Source organism: Duganella caerulea, assembly GCF_040362985.1.
In the GTDB taxonomy this organism is placed as follows: Bacteria; Pseudomonadota; Gammaproteobacteria; order Burkholderiales; family Burkholderiaceae_D; genus Rugamonas; species Rugamonas vulcania.
Genome location: NZ_BPWJ01000003.1, coordinates 219,969 through 239,865, shown reverse-complemented (window position 1 = coordinate 239,865; position 19,897 = coordinate 219,969). Strand labels below are relative to the sequence as shown.

Annotated in this window: 22 protein-coding genes; 7 read left to right on the top strand and 15 right to left on the bottom strand. The window is 61.9% G+C overall.

What is annotated here, in order from left to right; all coding sequences use genetic code 11:
• Positions 1-14: 14 nt before the first annotated feature.
• Positions 15-500 (top strand): hypothetical protein, encoded by a 486-nt coding sequence (locus tag ACUJB0_RS10410; RefSeq protein ID WP_444845157.1) that lies wholly within the window; start codon positions 15-17, stop codon positions 498-500.
• Between the two features lie 18 nt (positions 501-518).
• On the opposite strand, the gene ACUJB0_RS10405 is transcribed toward ACUJB0_RS10410, so the two are convergent.
• From ACUJB0_RS10405 to ACUJB0_RS10360, 10 genes are all read right to left on the bottom strand, one after another.
• Entirely contained in the window at positions 519-2,126 is a 1,608-nt protein-coding gene (locus ACUJB0_RS10405; protein WP_444845156.1) for a glycoside hydrolase family 43 protein, read from the bottom strand.
• Entirely contained in the window at positions 2,126-3,004 is an 879-nt protein-coding gene (locus tag ACUJB0_RS10400) for an SMP-30/gluconolactonase/LRE family protein (RefSeq protein WP_444845155.1), read from the bottom strand. The genes ACUJB0_RS10405 and ACUJB0_RS10400 overlap by 1 nt, the downstream gene beginning before the upstream one ends.
• Positions 2,992-4,566: an aldehyde dehydrogenase (NADP(+)) gene (locus tag ACUJB0_RS10395; RefSeq protein ID WP_444845154.1), complete on the bottom strand. Its 1,575-nt coding sequence runs from the start codon at positions 4,564-4,566 to the stop codon at positions 2,992-2,994. The genes ACUJB0_RS10400 and ACUJB0_RS10395 overlap by 13 nt, the downstream gene beginning before the upstream one ends.
• Positions 4,567-4,635: 69 nt before the next feature.
• Complete coding sequence (kdgD, locus tag ACUJB0_RS10390; protein ID WP_444845153.1) at positions 4,636-5,547, bottom strand: 5-dehydro-4-deoxyglucarate dehydratase; 912 nt, start codon at positions 5,545-5,547, stop codon at positions 4,636-4,638.
• A 137-nt stretch (positions 5,548-5,684) separates the two neighbouring features.
• Positions 5,685-6,452, bottom strand: coding sequence for a FadR/GntR family transcriptional regulator (locus tag ACUJB0_RS10385; RefSeq protein WP_161082564.1), 768 nt, complete (start codon positions 6,450-6,452; stop codon positions 5,685-5,687).
• 157 nt (positions 6,453-6,609) lie between these two features.
• On the bottom strand, positions 6,610-7,428 hold the full coding sequence (locus tag ACUJB0_RS10380) for an HDOD domain-containing protein (RefSeq protein ID WP_444845152.1): 819 nt from the start codon (positions 7,426-7,428) through the stop codon (positions 6,610-6,612).
• A 120-nt stretch (positions 7,429-7,548) separates the two neighbouring features.
• Complete coding sequence (locus tag ACUJB0_RS10375; protein WP_444845151.1) at positions 7,549-8,130, bottom strand: TerD family protein; 582 nt, start codon at positions 8,128-8,130, stop codon at positions 7,549-7,551.
• Positions 8,131-8,148: 18 nt separating this feature from the next.
• A complete protein-coding gene (locus ACUJB0_RS10370; RefSeq protein ID WP_161082561.1) occupies positions 8,149-8,847 on the bottom strand; it encodes a TIGR00266 family protein in 699 nt (232 codons plus the stop codon).
• A 27-nt stretch (positions 8,848-8,874) separates the two neighbouring features.
• Positions 8,875-9,450: a TerD family protein gene (locus tag ACUJB0_RS10365; RefSeq protein WP_444845150.1), complete on the bottom strand. Its 576-nt coding sequence runs from the start codon at positions 9,448-9,450 to the stop codon at positions 8,875-8,877.
• A gap of 92 nt (positions 9,451-9,542) precedes the next feature.
• The gene (locus ACUJB0_RS10360) at positions 9,543-10,592 is read right to left on the bottom strand and encodes a DUF475 domain-containing protein (RefSeq protein ID WP_161082559.1); all 1,050 of its coding nucleotides are present in this window, start codon (positions 10,590-10,592) and stop codon (positions 9,543-9,545) included.
• Positions 10,593-10,696: 104 nt separating this feature from the next.
• On the opposite strand from ACUJB0_RS10360, the gene nhaR reads away from it, so the two are divergent.
• Genes nhaR through ACUJB0_RS10345 form a run of 3 tightly spaced genes read left to right on the top strand, consistent with a single transcriptional unit; the run spans position 10,697 to position 13,022 of the window.
• Positions 10,697-11,608 (top strand): transcriptional activator NhaR, encoded by a 912-nt coding sequence (gene nhaR / locus ACUJB0_RS10355; RefSeq protein WP_444845149.1) that lies wholly within the window; start codon positions 10,697-10,699, stop codon positions 11,606-11,608.
• 57 nt (positions 11,609-11,665) lie between these two features.
• Positions 11,666-12,130 carry an Rrf2 family transcriptional regulator gene (locus ACUJB0_RS10350; protein ID WP_444845148.1) on the top strand — a complete coding sequence of 155 codons (465 nt, stop codon included), beginning with the start codon at positions 11,666-11,668 and terminating at the stop codon, positions 12,128-12,130.
• Entirely contained in the window at positions 12,111-13,022 is a 912-nt protein-coding gene (locus ACUJB0_RS10345) for an NAD(P)/FAD-dependent oxidoreductase (RefSeq protein ID WP_444845147.1), read from the top strand. The genes ACUJB0_RS10350 and ACUJB0_RS10345 overlap by 20 nt, the downstream gene beginning before the upstream one ends.
• A gap of 360 nt (positions 13,023-13,382) precedes the next feature.
• On the opposite strand, the gene ACUJB0_RS10340 is transcribed toward ACUJB0_RS10345, so the two are convergent.
• The gene (locus ACUJB0_RS10340) at positions 13,383-13,724 is read right to left on the bottom strand and encodes a hypothetical protein (protein ID WP_444845146.1); all 342 of its coding nucleotides are present in this window, start codon (positions 13,722-13,724) and stop codon (positions 13,383-13,385) included.
• A complete protein-coding gene (locus ACUJB0_RS10335) occupies positions 13,721-14,404 on the bottom strand; it encodes a hypothetical protein (RefSeq protein WP_444845145.1) in 684 nt (227 codons plus the stop codon). The genes ACUJB0_RS10340 and ACUJB0_RS10335 overlap by 4 nt, the downstream gene beginning before the upstream one ends.
• Positions 14,405-15,051: 647 nt before the next feature.
• Here ACUJB0_RS10335 and ACUJB0_RS10330 point away from each other — a divergent pair.
• Positions 15,052-15,219 (top strand): hypothetical protein, encoded by a 168-nt coding sequence (locus ACUJB0_RS10330; protein ID WP_444845144.1) that lies wholly within the window; start codon positions 15,052-15,054, stop codon positions 15,217-15,219.
• A 98-nt stretch (positions 15,220-15,317) separates the two neighbouring features.
• Here the strand turns inward: ACUJB0_RS10330 and ACUJB0_RS10325 are convergent, their stop codons facing one another.
• The gene (locus ACUJB0_RS10325) at positions 15,318-15,974 is read right to left on the bottom strand and encodes a hypothetical protein (RefSeq protein WP_444845143.1); all 657 of its coding nucleotides are present in this window, start codon (positions 15,972-15,974) and stop codon (positions 15,318-15,320) included.
• A 58-nt stretch (positions 15,975-16,032) separates the two neighbouring features.
• Positions 16,033-16,539, bottom strand: a complete 507-nt coding sequence (locus ACUJB0_RS10320; protein WP_444845142.1) for a hypothetical protein — start codon at positions 16,537-16,539, stop codon at positions 16,033-16,035.
• Between the two features lie 167 nt (positions 16,540-16,706).
• Between ACUJB0_RS10320 and ACUJB0_RS10315 the strand changes: the two genes are divergently transcribed.
• A complete protein-coding gene (locus ACUJB0_RS10315) occupies positions 16,707-18,044 on the top strand; it encodes a hemolysin family protein (protein ID WP_444845141.1) in 1,338 nt (445 codons plus the stop codon).
• A 16-nt stretch (positions 18,045-18,060) separates the two neighbouring features.
• The gene (locus tag ACUJB0_RS10310; protein ID WP_444845140.1) at positions 18,061-18,861 is read left to right on the top strand and encodes a substrate-binding periplasmic protein; all 801 of its coding nucleotides are present in this window, start codon (positions 18,061-18,063) and stop codon (positions 18,859-18,861) included.
• Here ACUJB0_RS10310 and ACUJB0_RS10305 read toward each other — a convergent pair.
• Positions 18,858-19,895, bottom strand: a complete 1,038-nt coding sequence (locus ACUJB0_RS10305; protein WP_444845139.1) for an AI-2E family transporter — start codon at positions 19,893-19,895, stop codon at positions 18,858-18,860. The genes ACUJB0_RS10310 and ACUJB0_RS10305 overlap by 4 nt on opposite strands.
• Positions 19,896-19,897 lie beyond the last annotated feature (2 nt).

The window sequence follows — 19,897 nt, the reverse complement described above, 5'->3', positions numbered from 1 at the left end:
TTATGGGGTTCGCCATGCGTCCAGTGTTCATGCTGCTGTTGCTGTCTTCCGCCGCCGCGCAGGCGGCGCCTGTTGAAGCGCTCAAGCCGATGGGCTTCCTGGCGGGGCATTGCTGGAAGGGCGATTTCCCGGAGGGGAAGCAAAGCGACGAGCATTGCTTCCAGTGGCAATACGACGGCAATGTGCTGCGCGATGTGCATACGGTGCGCACACCCGGCAAGCCTGACTACGTCGGCGAGACGATCTACTACTACGATTCGGCGGCCAGGCAGGTGGCCTTCCTGTACGTGGAAAACGGCGGCGGCTACAGCCGCGGCACGATGACACCGACCGCCACCGGCCTGGAATTCCCCGCCACGCAATATGTCGCCGACGGACAGTCCCTCACCTACCGCGTCCGCTGGACACCCTCCGGCCCCGACGCCTACGAAGCCTTCAGCGAAATGTACATCAAGGAGAAATGGGTAACGCAGTTCAAGCTGGTGCTGAAGAAGCAGTAAAGTAACCAAACGGACGGACTAGGGTGTGACGTGGAAATAGTCGATGTCGACGTGGCCGCCGCCCATGGCGAACAGGCCCATTTGCGCGCCGACCCAGCGGCCCATGCGGGCGGTGAAAGGTTGGCCGATGATGACGTAGGTCTGCTCATCGAGGCTGTACGAGAAGGTCGTTACACCACCTGGCCGCACCTGCATGCGCAGCCATAGCTGCGGCTCCGCCAACTCGGCGCTCGCCTTCTCGCGCTCGACGCACGCGGCGTCGGCTTTGTAGCAGCTGACCAGCGCCAGCCTTGTCTTCCCACCGTCGCGGCGCGCGCCCAGCCAGGCGTAATCGGCACCGTACATGATCAGACCCGCCCTGCCGCCCTCACCCAACGCGCCCACGTCGATCCGCGTCGTGACGGTGAAAGATTCAGCCGGCAGCTTTTGCAGCAGCAGCGACGGCGCATCCCACAGATTGCGCCCGCGTTGCTCCTGTTGGCCATGCAGCCGCAGATACCCCGCGTGCGCGGACAGCGAATACCACTCCGGCTTCCAGTTCGCATTCCACTGCCATTGCAGGCCGAGCGAGGCACCGTCGAAGTCATCGCTGGTGGCCGGCGTTGCGGCGGAATGGCCCGCCACCGGCTTGCGATACCGCGACACCGGCTGGCCAATGCCGCTGCCATCGATATCCTCGCCGATCACCGGCCAGCCGCCGCGCCAGCGCATCGGCTGCAGATGCACCACGCGGCCATACGCGCGCTTGTCCTGGAAGTGGAGAAACCAATCGTCCCCCGCCTGCGTACGCACCCACGCGCCCTGATGCGGGCCATTGACCGGCGTGCGCCCTTGCGTCATCACGATCCGGTCTTCATACGGGCCGTCGATGCGGCGTGAGCGGAACACCGACTGCCAGCCGGACTCCACACCGCCCGCCGGCGCGAACACGTAGTAGTAGCCGTCATGCTTGTACAGCTTCGGCCCCTCCAGCGTGGTGTAGTTGGGCAGGCGGTTGCCGTCGATGACGGTCTTGCCCGCGTCGTCCAGCATGCGGCTGGCGTCCGGCGCCATGCGGCGCAAGGTCAGTTGATTGGCGATGCCGGCGCGGCTCTTGGCCCACGCGTGCAGCAGATAGGCCTGGCCGTCGTCATCCCACAGCGGCGTGGGATCGATGATGCCTTTGCCCGCCAGCAGAAGCCGGGGCGCGGTCCACGGGCCGGCGAACGTGGTCGCCGTCATCACGTAGACGCCGAAATCGGGATCGGGGTAGAAGATCCAGAATTTTCCGTCGTGGTAGCGCAGGCACGGCGCCCACACGCCCTTGCCATGCTGCGGCGACGCGAAGACATCCAACGGCACCTGCTGCGGCAAGGCGTGGCCGACCAGCGTCCAGTTGACCAGGTCCGGCGATTGCAGCAACGGCAGACCCGGCGCGTTGTTGAAGCTGGAGGAAGTCAGGTAGTACATGTCGCCGACGCGTATCGCATCGGGATCGGAATAGTCGGCGTGCAGCACCGGGTTTTGATACCGGCCGTCGCCCAGGTCGGGCATCCACGGCTGCGGCGCAACCGGAGCGGCGCCGCACGCGGCAAGCAACGCCGCAAACAACAAGGGCAGTAGCCTGTTCAGCGCCTGCCCCTTCATTACAATCCGAACGGCGTTTCCGCCACACCCTGCACGCCAGGCCGCAGCAGCAGCACCGCGCCGCCCCACTCCGCATCCTCCGGCTTGCCGGAGACGATGGAGGTGACCATCAGCGTATCCAGGTCCTTGCCGCCGAACGCGCACATGGCCGGCTTGAGCATCGGCACATCGATGCGGCGATCCAGCTTGCCGTCCGGCGTGAAGCGCAGCACATAGCCGCCGTCGTTCCCGCAGATCCAGTAGCAGCCGTCGCTGTCGATGGCTGCGCCGTCGGGACGGCCCGTGTGCTCCGCCATGTCGGCGAACACGCGGCGGCCGGAAGGCACGCCGTCGTCGATGTCGTAATCGAAGGCCCACACCATGCGCCGCGCCGGATGCGAATCCGACAGGTACATGGTGCGGCCGTCCGGCGAAAACGCCAGGCCGTTCTGCGTGATCAGCTCCGACACCATCGGCGCCGAAATGCCGCGCGCGGCGTCATAGCGATACAGCTCGCCAACCGCGCGCGCGGCCGACATGTCCATGAACATGGTGCCGCTCCAGAAGCGCCCCTGACGGTCGCAGCGGCCGTCGTTGAAGCGCATGCCTTCACCCAGGCCGGCGGCGGGCGTCGCCAGCTTGATCTGCGCGGCGGCTTCCGCCTCGCCCAGTTCAAGGCTGTAGATGCCCGTCTCCATGCCCGCGATCAGCCCACCGCCCGCCTTGGCCGCCACGCAGGCGACCATTTCGGTGGTGGTCCAGAAACGCACCGCGCCGCTGGCGCCATCAAGGCGCCAGACACGCTTGGCGGGAATATCGACCCAGTACCAGGCCGATTCCGCCCTGCTCCACGTTGGGCTTTCGCCCACCGTGCAGCGGATGTCGCTTATCCGTTCCATGCCAGGTCGCCGTTGACAACGCGCGGGATGTTTTGCGGGTTGGCGTCTGCCAGCGATTCAGGCAGCAGATACGAAGGCACGTCCTGGTAGCACACAGGGCGCAGGAAGCGGTCGATGGCCGAGGCGCCGACCGAGGTCGTGCGGCTGTCCGAGGTCGATGGGAACGGGCCGCCGTGCACCATCGCGTGCGACACTTCCACGCCGGTGCCGAAGCCGTTGAACAGGATGCGGCCCACTTTGCGTTCCAGCACAGGCATCAGGCGCGCGGCCAGTTCGCGGTCGTCGGCGGTGGCGTGGACGGCTGCGGTCAGCTGGCCTTCCACGTGTTCGGCCACGGCCAGCATCTGCGCTTCATCGTCGCAGACCACCAGCAGCGAGGTCGGTCCGAAGATCTCGCCTTCCAGCGCGGTGTTGGTCAGGAAGGACTTCGCGTCCACCTGGTACAGGAAGGCTTGCGCCGCGCATGGCGCGTCGGTGCCCTGGCCTGCCGCCACTTGCTGCACGCCGTCGACCGCGGCCAGGCCGCTGACGCCGGTGACGTAGGCTTTGTGGATGCCAGGGGTCAGCATGGTGGTCGCGCTCTTCGCGCCCAGCGTGCCGGCCGTGGCGGCGACGAAGGCTTGCAGCTTGTCGCTTTTCAGGCCAATCAGCAGGCCGGGGTTGGTGCAGAACTGGCCCGAGCCCAGCGTCAGCGAATCGGCGAAGGCTTGCGGCAGCTTGGCGTTGTCCAATGCGCCCGGCAGCAGGAACACAGGATTGATCGAGCTCATTTCGGCGTAGACCGGGATCGGTTCCTTGCGCGCGGCGGCGGTGCGCATCAGCGCCATGCCGCCGGAACGCGAACCGGTGAAGCCCACGGCCTTGATGGCAGGATGGCTGACCAGGTTCTGGCCGATGGTCTGGCCGGAGCCGATCAGCATCGAGAACACGCCTTCCGGCATGCCGCATTCCGCGGCGGCCTTGGCGACGGCCTTGCCGACCAGTTCAGAGGTACCCAGGTGGGCCGAGTGGGCCTTGACCACGACCGGGCAGCCGGCAGCCAGTGCCGACGCGGTATCGCCGCCGGCCACCGAGAACGCCAGCGGGAAGTTCGATGCGCCGAACACGGCGACCGGGCCCAGGCCGATTTTGCGCAGGCGCAGATCGCTGCGTGGCGGCGTGCGTTCCGGCAGCGCGCTGTCCAGCGTGGCCGATTGGAAGCGGCCATCGCGCACCACTTTGGCGAACAGGCGCAGTTGGTTGCAGGTGCGTCCGCGCTCGCCTTCCAGGCGCGCTTGCGGCAGACCGGTTTCCTGCATCGCGCGTTCGATCAGCGCAGGGCCGAGGTCCATGATGCGGTCGGCGATCGTTTCGAGGAACTTGGCGCGCGCTTCCAGGCCGGTGGCGCGGTAGATGTCGAAAGCCTGGTCGGCCAGTTCGCAGGCGCGCTGCAGGTCGGCGGCGCTTGCCAGGCCGAAGGCCGGTTCGATTTCCACGTTACGCGACGGATCGATCGCCTTCATCGTGCCTTCTTTGCCCAGGACCGCGCTGCGGCCGATAACCATTTCACCAGCAACTTGCATAATGACTCCTCAAAGTGTGAAAAGCGCGGACGAGCCGCGCTTGTTTTATATTTGTCGCCGCCGCAGGGATTACTGAGCGCCTTGTTTGCGGATCAGTTTATCCAGCATGTCGCATTCTTCCGCCGTCAGGTCGGTCAGCGGTGCGCGCACAGGGCCGGCGTCATGGCCCACCAGGCGTGCACCCGCCTTCACGATACTCACTGCGTAGCCAGCCTTGCGGTTACGTATCTCCAGGTATGGCAGGAAGAACTCGTCCAGCATGCGGTTTTGTTCGGCGTGGTTGTCCGACGCGACGGCATGGTAAAAGTCCATCGCCAGTTTCGGCATGAAGTTGAATACCGCCGACGAGTATACCGGAGTACCCAAAGCCTTGTACGCGGCCGCGTAAACTTCGGCGGTCGGCAGGCCGCCCAGGTAGCTGAAACGGTCGCCCATCTTGCGCCAGATCGAGACCATCAGCTCGATGTCGCCGACGCCGTCCTTGAAGCCGATCAGGTTCGGGCAGCGGTCGGCCAGCTTGGCCAGCGAGTCCGGGGTCAGGCGGCAGTTGGCGCGGTTGTAGACCACCACGCCCAGGTTGGTGGCGGCGCAGACCTGGGCCACGTGTTCGATCAGGCCGTCCTGGCTCGCTTCGGTCAGGTAGTGCGGCAGCAGCAGCAGGCCTTGCGCGCCAACGCGCTCGGCTTCCTTGGCGTAGGCCGCGGCCACGCGGGTCGGGCCGCCGACGCCGGCCAGGATCGGCACTTGGCCGGCGCAGGTGTCGACCGCGGTCTTGATGATGTCGGTATATTCGTTGGCCGTCAGCGAGAAGAACTCGCCGGTGCCGCCGGCGGCGAACAGCGCGCTGGCGCCGTAGGGAGCCAGCCATTCCAGGCGCTCGATGTAGGTCGACTTGCGGAAGTTGCCTTCAGCGTCGAAGTCGGTGACCGGGAACGACAGCAGGCCGGAGGAAAGAATTTTTTTAAGGTCATTCGGTTGCATAAGGTCTCCAATAATCGACAGCTCAGGACGGGGGTTCGACAGCTTTGCGCCATCTGTTGTATGACATCGTACAACTATAAACGCTTGTGAGCAAGCGATTTAGCGAAATCCGCCAAATCGCCCCGTTGGCGTGGTTTTTATGCCGGCTGGTCGGCGACGATGCCCTCTTGCGCGCGGCGCAGGCGCTCGCGGCTGTTGCTCAGGTGGGTGCGCATGGCGGCGCGGGCCGCCTCGGCATCCTTGCGCAGGATGGCGTTGTAGATGTCGTCGTGCTCGCGGTTCAGGCGCTCCAGGTACACGGCCGGATCGTCGTGCGCCAGCTGCGCCGAGTTGACGCGGGCGCGCGGGATGATGGTGTTGCCCAGGTCGCTGAGGATGTCGACGAAATAGCGGTTGCCGGTGGCCTGCGCGATCAGCAGGTGGAAGGCCACGTCCGACTCGACCGAGCCGGGCCGGCCCTGCGCGTTTTGTATGCGCTTGAGCACGGCGCCCATCTGCTGCACCTGCTCCTCGGTGCGGCGGGTGGCCGCCAGCCAGGCCGCCTCGGTCTCCAGGCTGATGCGCAGCTCCAGGATGGCCAGCACGTCGCCGATGGTGCGGATGGTGTCGGCCGAGATGCGCAGGTTGGCCGGCTGCGGCTCCAGCACGAAGGTGCCGATGCCGTGGCGGGTCTGCACCAGCCCGGCTGCCTGCAGGTGCGAGATGGCCTCGCGCACCACCGTGCGGCTGACGCCGTGCATCTCCATGATGACCGACTCGGTCGGCAGCTTCTCGCCCGGCTTGATCGTGCCGGCCTGGATGCTGCCGGTGAAGGCCTCGACCACGCCCTGGGCGAGGTTGCGGTGCTTCTTCTTCGGCACGAGGACGGTGGGAGCGGTCATGGTGGCAGCGGCGGTATGGTTCATGTTCTCTGATTGTTGTATGACGACTGTTAGCATACACGCTTCTGGCGTGTCGCACGATCCGCATATTGCCAGACTTTCGGCAACAATTGTGCCTTAGACATTATTTTCGACACAATTAGTGCCCGGGGACTAGCTTGGAAACAACTCCAAACAACACTCAGGCCAGCAGCGCGGCGCTCATGGAGGCGGCCTCGTCGGAGGAATCGAACAGGATCTGGTCCAGCGTGGCGTTGTCGTCGACAAAGCCGGCCAGGCTGGCGTGCTCGCGCTGCGGCGCCAGCGGCGACGGCACGGGGGCCAGGTGCTTGGCGATCAGCAGCGTATCGCGCAGGCCCAGCGGGGGCGGCGTCAACGTGGCGCCGCGCAGCGAGACGATGGCCTGGGAGACCGGCTCCGGGATCGCCATCTTCTTCATGATTTCGCGGGTGATGATCTCCTGCGCCGCGCCCATCCAGTCTTCCGGATCGTCGAGCAGGCCGGGGATATCGTCGGCGCGGGCCAGCAGGTAGAAGCCGCCCGCCGCGTGGACGATGCCGGCGAACAGCGCGGTGTCGGCATCGGTGCGGGTCAGCTTGCGGGCGATCACGTGGGCCAGCGCGGCCACATGGGCCGAGTGGCGCCAAAGTTGTTCGGCCTGCGCGCGCAAGGCGGCGTCACGGATGCGGCTGCCGAACTGGCGCACCACCATCGCGGCCGCCATCGTGTACAGGTTGCGGAAGCCGACGCGCTGGACCGCAGCGCGCACGCTGGTGACGGGCGCGCCGCCGCGGTTGAACACCACCGCATTGGCCAGCGCCACGGTGCGCGCGGCCAGCAGCGGCTCGCCCAGCACCTTGCGGATCACATCCTCGGTATCGCAATCGGGATCGGCCAGCGCCAGTTGCAGTCGCAGCGCGGCGTTGACGCTCGTAGGAAAAACCAGCTCCCCTTTCGAAGCTTGAGCAACAATCTCGGCATAGTCTCGCAGTTTTTCCATAGCAACATTATACCGTGCAATTTGGGGTCAAGTCTGACATTCGGACACGAGCTCTGCCGTAGAAGCCTTCTACGGCAGAGCTCGTGTCCGAATGTCAGACTTGACCCCAAGTTGCTGGTGTTACAAGTGGGCGGCGATTTGCGGCAGCAGGTCGTCGAAGGTGCGGCCTTTGCCATTTTCGCCGATGGCGTGCATCTTCCATTCACCGTTGTGGCGGTACAGCTTGGCCATGATCTGCGCCGAGTGCGGGCCCTGCACCGACAGGTTGAAGCGCGCGACCTCCTGCCCGCCAGTGGCGTCGAGCAGGCGGCAGTAGGCGTTCTCCACCTGCGCGAAGGTCTGGCCGGTGAAGCTGTTCACCGTGAACACCAGGCTCTTGACCGTGGCCGGCACAGCGTTCAGGTCGACGTTGATCTGCTCGTCGTCACCGTCGCCGGCGCCGGTGCGGTTGTCGCCGGTGTGCTGGATGCTGCCGTCCCTGCTCTTCAATTGGCGGAACCAGATCACGTCCACCGGCGCGCCGGATTCGTTGAACATCACGCACGAGGCGTCCAGGTCGACCGCCTCGGTCTTCGAGCCGAAGCCCAGGAAGCCCTTGCTCTTGATCGCGTCCCAACCCAGGCCCATGGTCACGCGGCCCAATGCGCCGCCCGATTCCTTGGCCAGCGAAATTTTCTGGCCCTTGCTTAAACTGACTGACATTTTGAATCTCCTGTGAAGTTACTGCGCAACGCCGCGCTGCGCCCAGGCCTGGAATGCCGCGCCGTTGCGCGAGCAGATCAGGATCTTGCCCTGGCCGGAAAAACGCAGCACCATGCCTTCGCCGCTGGTCTGGCTGTTGACCAGATTGCTCAGAAAGCCGCTGTTGCCGCCCGTGGTGACCGAGATTTCGTAGCGCAGCGCGCTGTCCCATGCCACCACGTGCGAGTTATCGATAATCACATCGCGACCCGGCGTGACCTCCAGCTGCGAGATCGAGCCGAAGCCCGATACCGCAACCTGGCCTACGCCCGCGGTCTCGGTGATGAAAAAGCCGCCGCTCTGCGCGAACAGCGCATTGCCCAGGCTTTGGGTACGCACCTTCAGCTCGACGCTGGAGGTGGCGGCGACGAAGGCGCCGTCGCTCAGCATGTACTGCCGCTGGCCGACGTCGAGCACCTGCATCGCTCCGGGCAGCCGCGGCGCCAGCAGGCAATCGCCCTCGCCGCGCACTGCCTCGATGTGCTGCTGGAAGAAGGACTCGCCGTTGGCGAAGCGGCGCATCAGAGCCGCGCCGATGCCGCCGGTGACCTTGCCCTTCAAATCGAGCGCCGCTTCCATCATCACCATCGCATCCGACTCGCAGTAGATCTTTTCACCGTGAGCCAGCGAGACATGCAGGAAGGGATCGATGTCGCCGGTGATCGAAAATTTAGGCATGATTGAGTCCTTTCTTATTCCATCAAATTAAACGCGCACGCCGAACGACGATGCCAACGGACCCAGGCCGCCCTTGAAGCCCTGGCCGACGGCCTTGAACTTCCAATCGGCGCCGTTGCGATACACCTCGCCGAAGATCATCGCCGATTCGGTCGAGCCGTCTTCCGACAGGTCGTAGCGGGCGATCTCGCCGTTGCCGGCGCCGTTCAGGCAGCGGATGAAGGCCTTCTGCACCATGCCGAAATTCTGGCGGCGCTCGTCGCCCTCGTGGATCGTCGCGCAGATGGCGATGCGCTCCACGTCGGCCGGCACCTTGGTCAGGTCGATGGTGACGGTTTCGTCGTCGCCATCGCCGGCGCCGGTGCGGTTGTCGCCGGAGTGGGTCACCGACTGGTCGGACGATTTCAGGTTGTTGTAGAAGATGAAGTCATTGTCGGCGCGGACCTTGCCGTCCACCTTCAGCATGAAGGCCGAGCCGTCCAGGTCGAAGTCCTTGCCGTCGGTGTTGCGCACGTCCCAACCCAGACCGACCACGATTTTCGACAGGCCTGGAGCTTCCTTGCTCAGATTAACGTTGCCGCCTTTTTGCAGACTGATTGCCATGATGTGATGCTCCTAAAAAGAGAACCGGACTTTGGGTACTACAGGCGGCGGGCCGTGTCCGTAATTAACGGCCCGCCGAATTCTTGAATACGTTATGCAGCGATGGCGACGGCGGCTTCCTGCTTGCGGCGGTGGCGCACCGAGGACCACAGCGAGGCAGCGATGAAGGCCACGCCAATCAGACCGGTGAACAGTTCCGGGATGTGGTACTTCATACTCGCCAACATGATCGCGGCCAGGATACCGATCGCATAGTGCGCGCCGTGCTCCAGGAAGACGAATTCGTCGAGCGTGCCTTTCTTCACCAGGTACACCGTCAGCGAGCGGACGAACATCGCGCCAATCGCCAGGCCCAGCATGATGATCACGACGTCGGTGGTGATGGCGAACGCGCCGATCACGCCGTCGAAGCTGAACGAAGCATCGAGCACTTCCAGGTACAGGAAACCACCGATACCGCCCTTCTTGACCAGGTCACCGACATTGCTGCCTTCTTCTTCCTTCTCCAGCAGGTTGCTGACCGCGTCGACACCGACGTAGATCAGGATGCCCCACAGGCCGGACACCAGCACCACCAGCTTCTGCGCTTCGCCTACCAGGCCCATGGAGCCCAGTAGGACAGCCAGCGCAATCATTACCGAGATCGAGGACACCTTGCCCAGCGAGCCGAGTTTCTTCTCGACGTTGCCCAGCCAGTGGACTTCTTTCTCGTCATCGAACAGGAAGTTCAGGAACACCAGCAGCAGGAACATGCCGCCGAATGCCGCCACTTCCGCGTGGTGATTCGTCAGGTGCATCGAGTACGTTTTCGGGTCGTTCAGCGCCAGGTGCCACACATCCATGATGCCGATGTCCGCAGCCACCGCCACGATCACCAGCGGGAACAGCAAGCGCATGCCGAACACCGCGATGATGATGCCGACGCCGAGGAACAGCTTCTGCCAGTAGGCGTCCCAGGTCTTCAGCACCGAGGCGTTGACCACCGCGTTATCGAACGACAGCGACACTTCCATCGCGGCCAGGATCGCGGCGATACCCACGGCGGACAAGGCGCCGCTCCATCCGGTCAGTTCGTAGCCCCACCAGCCCGCAGCCGCAAGGCAGAGGAACGTGACGAGGAAAGACACTTTGAAGTGCTTCATGTTTTTCTCTCTTGGTTATAAATCGATGGGATGCAGTGTAGAGAACAAACGGTTTTTAAAAAATAGAAGATAATTGAAGTATTACTTCGTAAAAATAGAAGATCATGAAAACCAGCGGACTCAATTTCCGGCATCTTTACTTCTTCTGGATGGTGGCCAAGGAAGGCGGCGTCACGCGCGCGGCCGAACGCCTCGGGCTGGCCGTGCAGACCATCAGCATGCAACTGGCATCGCTGGAACAATCGATCGGCAAGCAGCTGCTGGAGCCGCAGGGCCGGCGCCTGGTGCCGACCGAGGCGGGCAAGCTGGCGCTCAGTTATTGCGACCAGATCTTCCTGCTCGGCGACCAGCTGCAGGACGCGCTGGACGAAGCGGAGGCGGACAAGATGCGCCTCACGGTCGGCATCTCGGACTCGCTGCCCAAGCTGATCGCCTACCGCCTGCTGCAGGCGACGCAACAGCTGGAGCAGCGTGTGCGGCTGGTGTGCATGGAGAACGAATTTGAATCGCTGCTGGCCGATCTGGCGCTGGGCAAGCTGGATGTGGTGCTGACCGACCGCGCGGTGCGCGCCGGCGGCAGCCTGAAGGTGTTCAGCCACCTGCTGGGCGAAAGCGACATGAAGCTGTACGGCGTGCACAAGCTGGCGCGCAAGTACCGGCGCAACTTCCCGGCCAGCCTGCACGGCGCCCCGCTGCTGCTACCGACCCGCAACAACGCGCTGCGCGGCCGCATCGACGCCTGGTTCGTGCAGCATCAGGTGCGGCCGGACATCGTCGGCGAGTTCGAGGACAACGCCATGCTCAATACCTTCGGCCGCAATGGCCTGGGGCTGTTCTTCGCGCCGTCGGCGCTGGCGCAGGACATCGAGGAGCAGTTCGGCGCCGTGCTGGTGGGCGACGCGCCCGAGCTGCGCGAACAGTTCTTCGCCATCTCCAACGTCCGCAAGATTACCCACCCGGCCATCGAGGCCATCTTGTCGGCGGTCCACAGCGGGCCTTTTGCCATCGCCGAATAAGACCAGGGACTAATCTGAAGCTTGATCTGCCTTGTTTCATGTACTATCATTAGTTACATGAGACGAGACAACAAGCTTTCTTCCGTGCTGCATGTGCTTTTGCACATGCAATACATCGATCGACCACTTACCTCCGAAGAGCTCGCGGGCTATCTGCAAACGAACGCCGTATTGGTAAGGCGTGTGCTGGCGGGACTGCGGACCCGCGGCTACGTCGCATCGGATAAGGGGCATGGCGGTGGCTGGTCCTTAAGTTGCGACCTTCAAAAGGTGACTCTACGAGATATCTACGAGGCGGTCGGCGCACCCGCCGTCTTCGCAATGGGAAATCGGAGCGAGAACCCCGCATGTCTGGTCGAACAGGCGGTCAACAACGCCTTGAACGGCGCATTCCAGGAGGCTGAGCAGTTACTCATCAGCCGGCTCGGCGACGTCACCCTGGGGGATTTGTCGACGGACTTTAATCTTCGCTACGCGAAGCATAAACATTCAAAGGATCCGCATGAACACCATGACCTATGATGTAATCGTTGTCGGAGGAAGCTACGCGGGACTATCCGCCGCTACCCAAATAGCCCGTACAAGACGCCCTGTGCTGGTCATTGATAGCGGACTGCGTCGCAACCGCTTCGCTAAACATTCCCACGGATTCCTGGGACAGGACGGGCGCGCGGCCGCCGATATCGCAGCTGACGGCAAGGAGCAATTGCTACGCTATCCAAATGCCGTCTGGCTGGCTGCACAGGCACTCAATATTGAAAAAGAAAAAGGCACGTTCCTGATTCAAACCGATAGCGGATTGATGAGGGGGAAGCGCGTTATTCTGGCGACCGGCGTGGTCGATGAGCTGCCCGCAATCGAAGGCCTGAAGGAGCGCTGGGGGAAAACCGTCTTTCACTGTCCGTACTGCCATGGCTATGAATTGAACGCTGGCAGCATCGGCGTTATCGCAAGCGGAGAACTATCGATGCACCATGCTCAGATGTTGCCTGATTGGGGCACGGTTACCTTGTTCACCAACCAAAGCTTCATTCCGGATGAGGCTCAACGCAAGACTTTGTTCGACCGGGGTGTCACGATTGATGAAAACCGCATCCGTCTCATTAGCGGTGATGCGGACGTGGAGTTGGAAGACGGGTCGACGAAACAGATGAACGGTCTTTTCACGCTTTCCCGCACGCGCATGGCCAGCCCCTTGGCTGAACAGGCGGGTTGCGCTTTTGAAGCGGGACCTCTCGGGAATTTTATACAGGTCGATCTCATGACCAGGAAGACCAGCGTACCAGGCATCTATGCCTGTGGTGATACGGCGCGAGCAATGGGCAACGTAGCTCTGGCGGTTGCAGATGGCGCGCAAGCTGGCGTAGGTGCCCATTTTTCCTTACTCTTTCCCGAGCACATGGCCGACCAGTGACATTTCAATTCAAGAATGCATCAGGAGGCGGCGAAGAGTGTGTACTTAAGATACCAGCTCAGACTTGACCTGAGACGAGGTGTCAGATGAGTTAGAGTTCTGAAAGACCGTGACCGGTCAGAAGCTGTCCGCTGGGTAGATGCAAATAGTATATTAGGCCCACCACAGCCGCACCATGCCTCGCGCTATAAATCATAAAACTCGAGGGTGTTTGGCAAAGCCACCAAGTCATCACGCGGCGCCGTCAGCCGAATTCGGCCAAGAGCTGCCGTTGCTGGGCGACCGATGGCGCCAATTCGGGAACGAAAAAAAGGCCGTGTGCACAACCACGGCCTTTTCGCTCACTGCCTCGAAGCAGCGCTACCGGTCCTGCATATTCTCGATGAACGAGTCTTGATCGGCTTCAGGGTAGTCTGGCACAGATTCACCTTCGTGATCTGAGCACTCACCTTCGTCATTGATGTCTTCAGCGTAGAACACTTTCACTGTTCCGCCGAGATCGCAATAACGGCAAAAACTATAGCTTGACGATCTGCGCGCGCACGCCAAATGCACGAACTCTCCATCTTCCATACTCTCCAGCGATCCGCTCACGCATACCAGTAGGTTGTGGAAGTCGTCATGGCTCGAGCCGCAGATAACGCAATGCGGGGCATTTTTCTGATCACTCAGCGAACGTGTTTGTAAGGGACGATAGTTCACGACTGACCTCCCTGAGCACCTTCGCTCATAGGAGGTTTGGCTCCCCCTGCGGCGGCGCGGCTAGTGTACCATTCGACCGCTTTGGCATGCGGTTTAGCCTTGTCCTTGAACTCAGCCGTCGCGTTCCGGCTATGCATCTTAGCCGCATACGAGGCCGCTTCTCCGTCGAGATATTTGTCAGCGGCGAACTTGAAGCGGTTCAGCGCGTCGACCGGATCTCGCTTGACCTTTTCGCCCTTCAAAAGCAGAAGACCATGAAGACGAAAGATCTCGCCGAGCGCTACGCGTTGTGGTGATTCCGGATAGTCCACCCAAGGTTGCTTGTAGGCCTCCTCAACAAGCATCAGTGCATGCTGATGATTCTTCAATGGGCCATCATTCCAGCGCACCCAAGCGTGAACCAAGATAGAGTACCCATCGCCAGCTTTGGCGAGTTCCTTCAGCAGCAGAATTCCGGATTCTCGGGCAGCATTTCTATCGCTGGCGCACAACTCCTTCGCGACCCTTCGAGCCATATTTACGACGTCACGGCCGTCGACGGGATCGTCGATCTGAGCAGCAATTTGCGTTGCTTCTTCTTTTGTAACCACCACCGACCGCTTTTCCAGCAAGCGCAACAACGCCGCCTCCCAAGGACGCATATCGTCAGATGTGGTGGATGATGTAGTAGGTGAAATCATGTTGATAGCTTTCAAAAAGATGTAATACAGCAGAGCTCTCTCGAAACGAGAACCCATCCAGAGCGAGTTACACACTCGCGTTACCCGGTTGCTGCATCCGCTGCCTTTTTGAAGGCTAACTGGCAAGCTTGCTTTCGCACGTTACCTTGGGCGGTGGATTCGACGGCCTCCTTACGTGTTCTATTGGGTCGAATCCCTCAAGTGTCATGCAAAACATCGACAGACTGGCTAGGCGTTCACCACATGGGTTATGCCGATGCGCACCGTTACATGACGAGTTAATATTACTTGGACCAAGTGGAGCGGTCAAGTCATACGGCGCGGCGCACCGAGATGGTTGAGCTTGCGTGGGATGGAATTGACAGCTAGATCGAAATGGCACTCGAGACAGTGCGCAAGGCACTTTGGGCGACAGGCTAGAATCCCAGGATCGCCTTCCATCCTTTTCGATTGCCGACAACGCCCACGTAGCGAGCCACGCATAGAGTGGCCGTCCGGTATCTGCCGGTTTCAGCCGCATTTTAAATACAAGGCTCTGAGATTATTTTGCCGCCAACCAAGTGTTGGGTGCATCCGCTCGGCATTGCCAATGTCGAGGCGCAGATGCCCGGTTTCACGGCCGTGTCTTCCACAGGAGTGCAATCCCCTTGGCACTCTTGATCATCAATACATGCCTTGCCCGCATCGGTGGTTTTGATGGCACAAAAATAGAACCGACCCATTGGAAAAAGAATCCATTTTCCACCCCGGTCATTGCACTGTTGCTTACTCTCCGGCTGTTTCGGCTTTTCGACAATCTTAAGTTCGCTGGCTGAACTGCTGAATACGAATAGCACTACGATGGGTAGCGAAAAAATTCGAGTCATTGTGGTATCTCGCAAAAAACTCCGCTCTGGCAATCTCACTCGGCTGCTTATGACCGCTCGTTGCTGGTAAGCTCGTCCACAATCGGATAACCAATCTCCCTTGCCGTAGTCAGCGCATCGGCAATTGCTAGTCCAGAATTCGCAGACGAAACTAGTCGCTCATCTATAGGATGAAGGCTATACACACAGCGAACAAGTTCAACGGAAATATTTTTCTCAAAGTAGTCGTTTGCAAATTCTACATATGGCTCCGCAGGATCGATAAGGAGCGCAAGCAAAGCCGTACTGCCATCATCCAATTCCGGAGCTTTCGCGCTTACCTTCGACCATTCGGAGGCACCAACGCTCTGCCAATAACAAAATGTGGCGTCGTCCATTGAAAACGCAGACTCAGATAAAAAAGAACTAAAACTCGGTGGAACTTCAATTTGAATTCTCTTCGCATGGTCTGACTTAACAACGTCCGAGTCGTGTGCAAAACCTTTGAGAGCCGCGCCAGCCTTATCGAACAAAAGGAACCACTCATCTCCTTGCCCATTGCGCATGGACGCCATTTCTTCACCCGTGGACCAGTTCGCATTGAAACTGTAATACCGGTAGTCCCATTCAGGGCAAATCAAGGCATCGAGCATTGCCAGCGCCTTGCATCTACGGCGAAGCGCCTCAATTTCTGGTAGGTGTATGGCCTTCAAATTCATGTTCATGCAGCTCTCTATAAAACTTACCTGTCTTGGGGCTGTCTGCTTTTGGCCGCAAGCCGAATTATTCGTACAGCTCTGACCAAGCTAATCGCTCTTCCAACCACTCATCCAGCTCAGAGTCATCCAATCCCGACAGCATGGCGCCAAGCTTCAAATCGCCTTTTGCCAACGCGAGCACACTGAGGATGGCGCGAGTAGTGGAACTATCAAATTCTGAGCGCATATCCGCCAACGCCAACGCCGAAGCTTCTGTCCAGGCGCCGTCGTAATCTGTTTTCAACCAAGCAGGTATGGCGGGGTTGCCTCTTCGATGGCGCGCAACCTCGATGGTCGCCAGCAATCCGTAAAAATTCCAATCACGGCTGGCCTCTCCCTTGGCGATGCGAACCAGGTGAGGAATCGCCGCATAAGAAGCGATATCGACATCGCCTTGATGATGAAGCTCATTCCATAGCTCATCCCATACCTCAATTCCGTCTTGCATCGACCGCAAAGCTACCGAGGCGTCATATGGGACTCTATACGCGCCCGGTAGCTCTTTCCATTTTTCGTCTTTAAGTGTAAGCATGGCTCATGCTGACATAATAAATTTTCCCACGCAATCGATGAATCCACGCCGCCCGTCAATCATTCAGTCGCCCTGAACGCGCAGTTCAATTCCGTTTTTTGCGCTGCACCACGGCACAGTCGTTTAAGATGCTGGTTTCGACTACCTGAGCTCCCCGCTCGGACCCTATGCAAAACCTTCTGCTTGTCGTGCTCGCCGTGTTCCTGGTCGCGCTCAATGGATTCTTCGTGGCGGCCGAATTCGGCATCGTCACGCTGCGCAAGACGCGCGTGCGCGCCATCGCCAAGACACAGGGACTCAAGGGCCGCATCCTCGGCAAGGTGCACGGCGAACTGGACGCCTACCTGTCCGCCTGCCAGCTCGGCATCACCCTGGCCTCGCTGGGCCTGGGCTGGGTCGGCGAACCGGCCTTCGCCGGCCTGCTGGAGCCGCTGCTGCACGCGGTCGGCGTCAGCTCGCCGGAGATTGTCCACGGCATCGCCTTCGTGTTCGCCTTCTGCGTGATCTCCTTCCTGCACATCGTGGTTGGCGAGCTGGCGCCCAAGTCGCTGGCGATCCGCATGCCGGAAGCCATCGGCCTGTGGAGCGCGCTGCCGCTGTACGGCTTCTACTGGGCCATGTATCCCTTCATCTGGGTGCTCAACGGCAGCGCCAGCCTGGTGCTGGGCCTGGCCGGCCTGTCGGGCAAGGGCGGCCACGACAGCCACTACTCGGTCGACGAGCTCAAGCTGATCCTGCGCACCAGCCGCCCCGGCGAAAAGTTCAACGAGGACGAACGCAACATCCTGGCCCATTCGCTCGATTTCAGCGACCTGGCGGTGTCCGACCTGATGCGCCCGATTAACGAGGTGATCGGCCTGTACGCCAACCGTCCGCTCAACGACAACCTGCAGACCATGCTGCGCAACCGCTTCAGCCGCTACCCCTACTACGACAAGGACGGCGAGACCGTGCTGGGCGTGGTGCACCTGAAGGACCTGTTCTTCGCCCAGCAGTCGGGCAAGCCGGTGACCGACCTGGTGCCCTTCCTGCGCCCGGTGGAGACGATCTCGGCCCGCACCCCGGCGCTGGAGCAGTTCCGCCGCTTCCGCGACGGCGCGCCGCACTTCGCGCTGATCGGCGAAAAGGGCAAGCGGCCGCTGGGCTTCATCACGCTCGACAACCTGCTGGGCGCGATGGTGGGCGAGATCCACGACGAGTTCCGCCTCAACGAGAACGACTGGCTCAAGCAGTCCGACGGCACGCTGATCGGCAAGGCCAGCTTGCCTATCTTCTCGCTGGAGCGCACACTGGGTATCGATATCGAAAACGAGGACCTGGGCCTGGAAGAGGTAGAATCCGTAGGAGGCCTGATCATGCTGAAGCTGGGCGACATCCCCAAGCAGGGACAACGCATCAGTTTCCGCAATTTCGACATCGTCGCGAAGAAAATGAACGGCCCGCGCATCCTGCTGGTCAAGGTCATCCCCAAGGATGACACCGAGGACAACGCGGACCAGGACTAACTTGGTAGGAGGCGCTGTGCTTGGCCGTCTGATCCTTTGCTGCGCCCTGCTCTGCCCCGCCGTCCCCGGCCTAACGGCGCCGCGCGGCGGCTGCGACCACCTGCGCGTGGCCTTCTACGAGGACGGCGCGCTGTTCTACCGCACCGCCACCGGCGGCTGGACCGGCATCGACAAGGACGTGGTCGACGAGCTGGCCCGCCGGCTCGATTGCAAGCTGGATGTCAGCATCGACTCCAGGGTGCGCATCTGGGCCGCGCTAGCCAATGGCAACGTCGACATTTCGGTGTCGGCCATTCCGCTGCCGGAACGCGAAAAGATCGGCCGCTTCGTGCCCTACATGATCGACCGAAATTTCGTCCTGCTGCACAAGGGGCTCAGCGCGCGCCTGAACGGCATGGACAGCTTCCTCGCCGATCCCCAATACAAGATCGCTGTGGTCAAGAGCTACAAGCACGGCCGCGCCTACGAGGCATGGCTGGCCAAGCTGCGGGAACAGGGCCGCGTGTACGAGACACCCGACCACCTGTCGATGATGCGGCTGTTCAAACTGGGCCGGGTGGACGCCGTCATGGTCACGCCCACCAGCTGGTATCCGCTGGTCAAGCAGGAGCAGCTGGCCGGTACCTACAGCGTGATGGATTGGGCGCCGCGCGAGAACATGGTGTCGGGGCTGGTGCTGTCGCGCCGCAGCGTCGACGAGGCCACCGTGGAGCGCTTCCGCCAGGGGGTGAAGGCGATGCGCGAGGACGGCACGCTGCGCCGCATCTTCGAGCGCCACACGGACGCCGACACCGCCGCGCAGATGGTCAATTTCTAGGCGGCCTCGCCGGTCCAGTTGCGCAGCAGGCCCAGGCCCACGGCCAGCAGGGTCGGGCCGATGAACAGGCCGACGAAGCCGAACGCCAGCACGCCGCCCATCACGCCCAGCAGCACCAGGATGAACGGCAGGCTGCTGCCTCGGCTGATCAGCATGGGCTTGACGACGTTGTCGACGCCGCTGATCACGAAAAATCCCCACACCAGCATGAAGATGCCCCAGCCGGTGCTGCCCTCGCTGAACAGCCAGGCCGCCGCGCCGCCCCAGATCAGCGGCGGGCCGACCGGGATCAGCGACAGCAGGAAGGTGGCCACCGACAGCAGCGCCACCGCCGGCACGCCGGCGATCAGGAAGCCGACGGCGGCCACGCCGGCCTGCGCCAGCGCCGTGCCCAGCAGGCCGTACATGACGCCGCGCACGGTGCGGCTGACGGTGTCCGCCACGGCCGTGGCCTGCTCGCCGATCAGCTTGTCCAGGCCGGTGGCCAGCGCCGCCAGCAGCGCCTGGCCGTCGCGGTACAGGAAGAAGCTGACGAACACCGCCAGGCTGACCTGCGCCACGCCGCTGCCCAGCACCATGCCGCCACCCAGCAGGAAGCGGCGCGCCGGCTCCAGCAGGTTCCTGGCGACGTTGAGCAATTCCTCGCGGCTGCCCAGCAGCTTGCGCAGATACGTGTCGGCCGCCTCGCCCACCAGCGGGAATTCCTTCAGCCAGGCCGGCGGCACCAGCGTGCCGCTGCCCAGGCTGGCCTTGATTTGTTCATAGAATTCGGTGGCATTGTCGGCAATGTTCCAGGTCACCAGCGCCAGCGGCACGATGATCAGCACGGTCAGGCCGGCGCTCATGGTGGCGGCGGCCAGCCAGCGGCGCTGCTTGCAGCGTGCCAGCAGCCGCAGGTACAACGGCCAGCTGGAGATGGTGATGGCGGTGGCGAACAGGATGGCGGCCAGGAAGGGCCGCAGCACCGTCAGGCAGCCGATCACCAGCAGGACGATGGCGGCGAGGCGGGTGTAGGGCTGGAAGCGCGGATGCATGC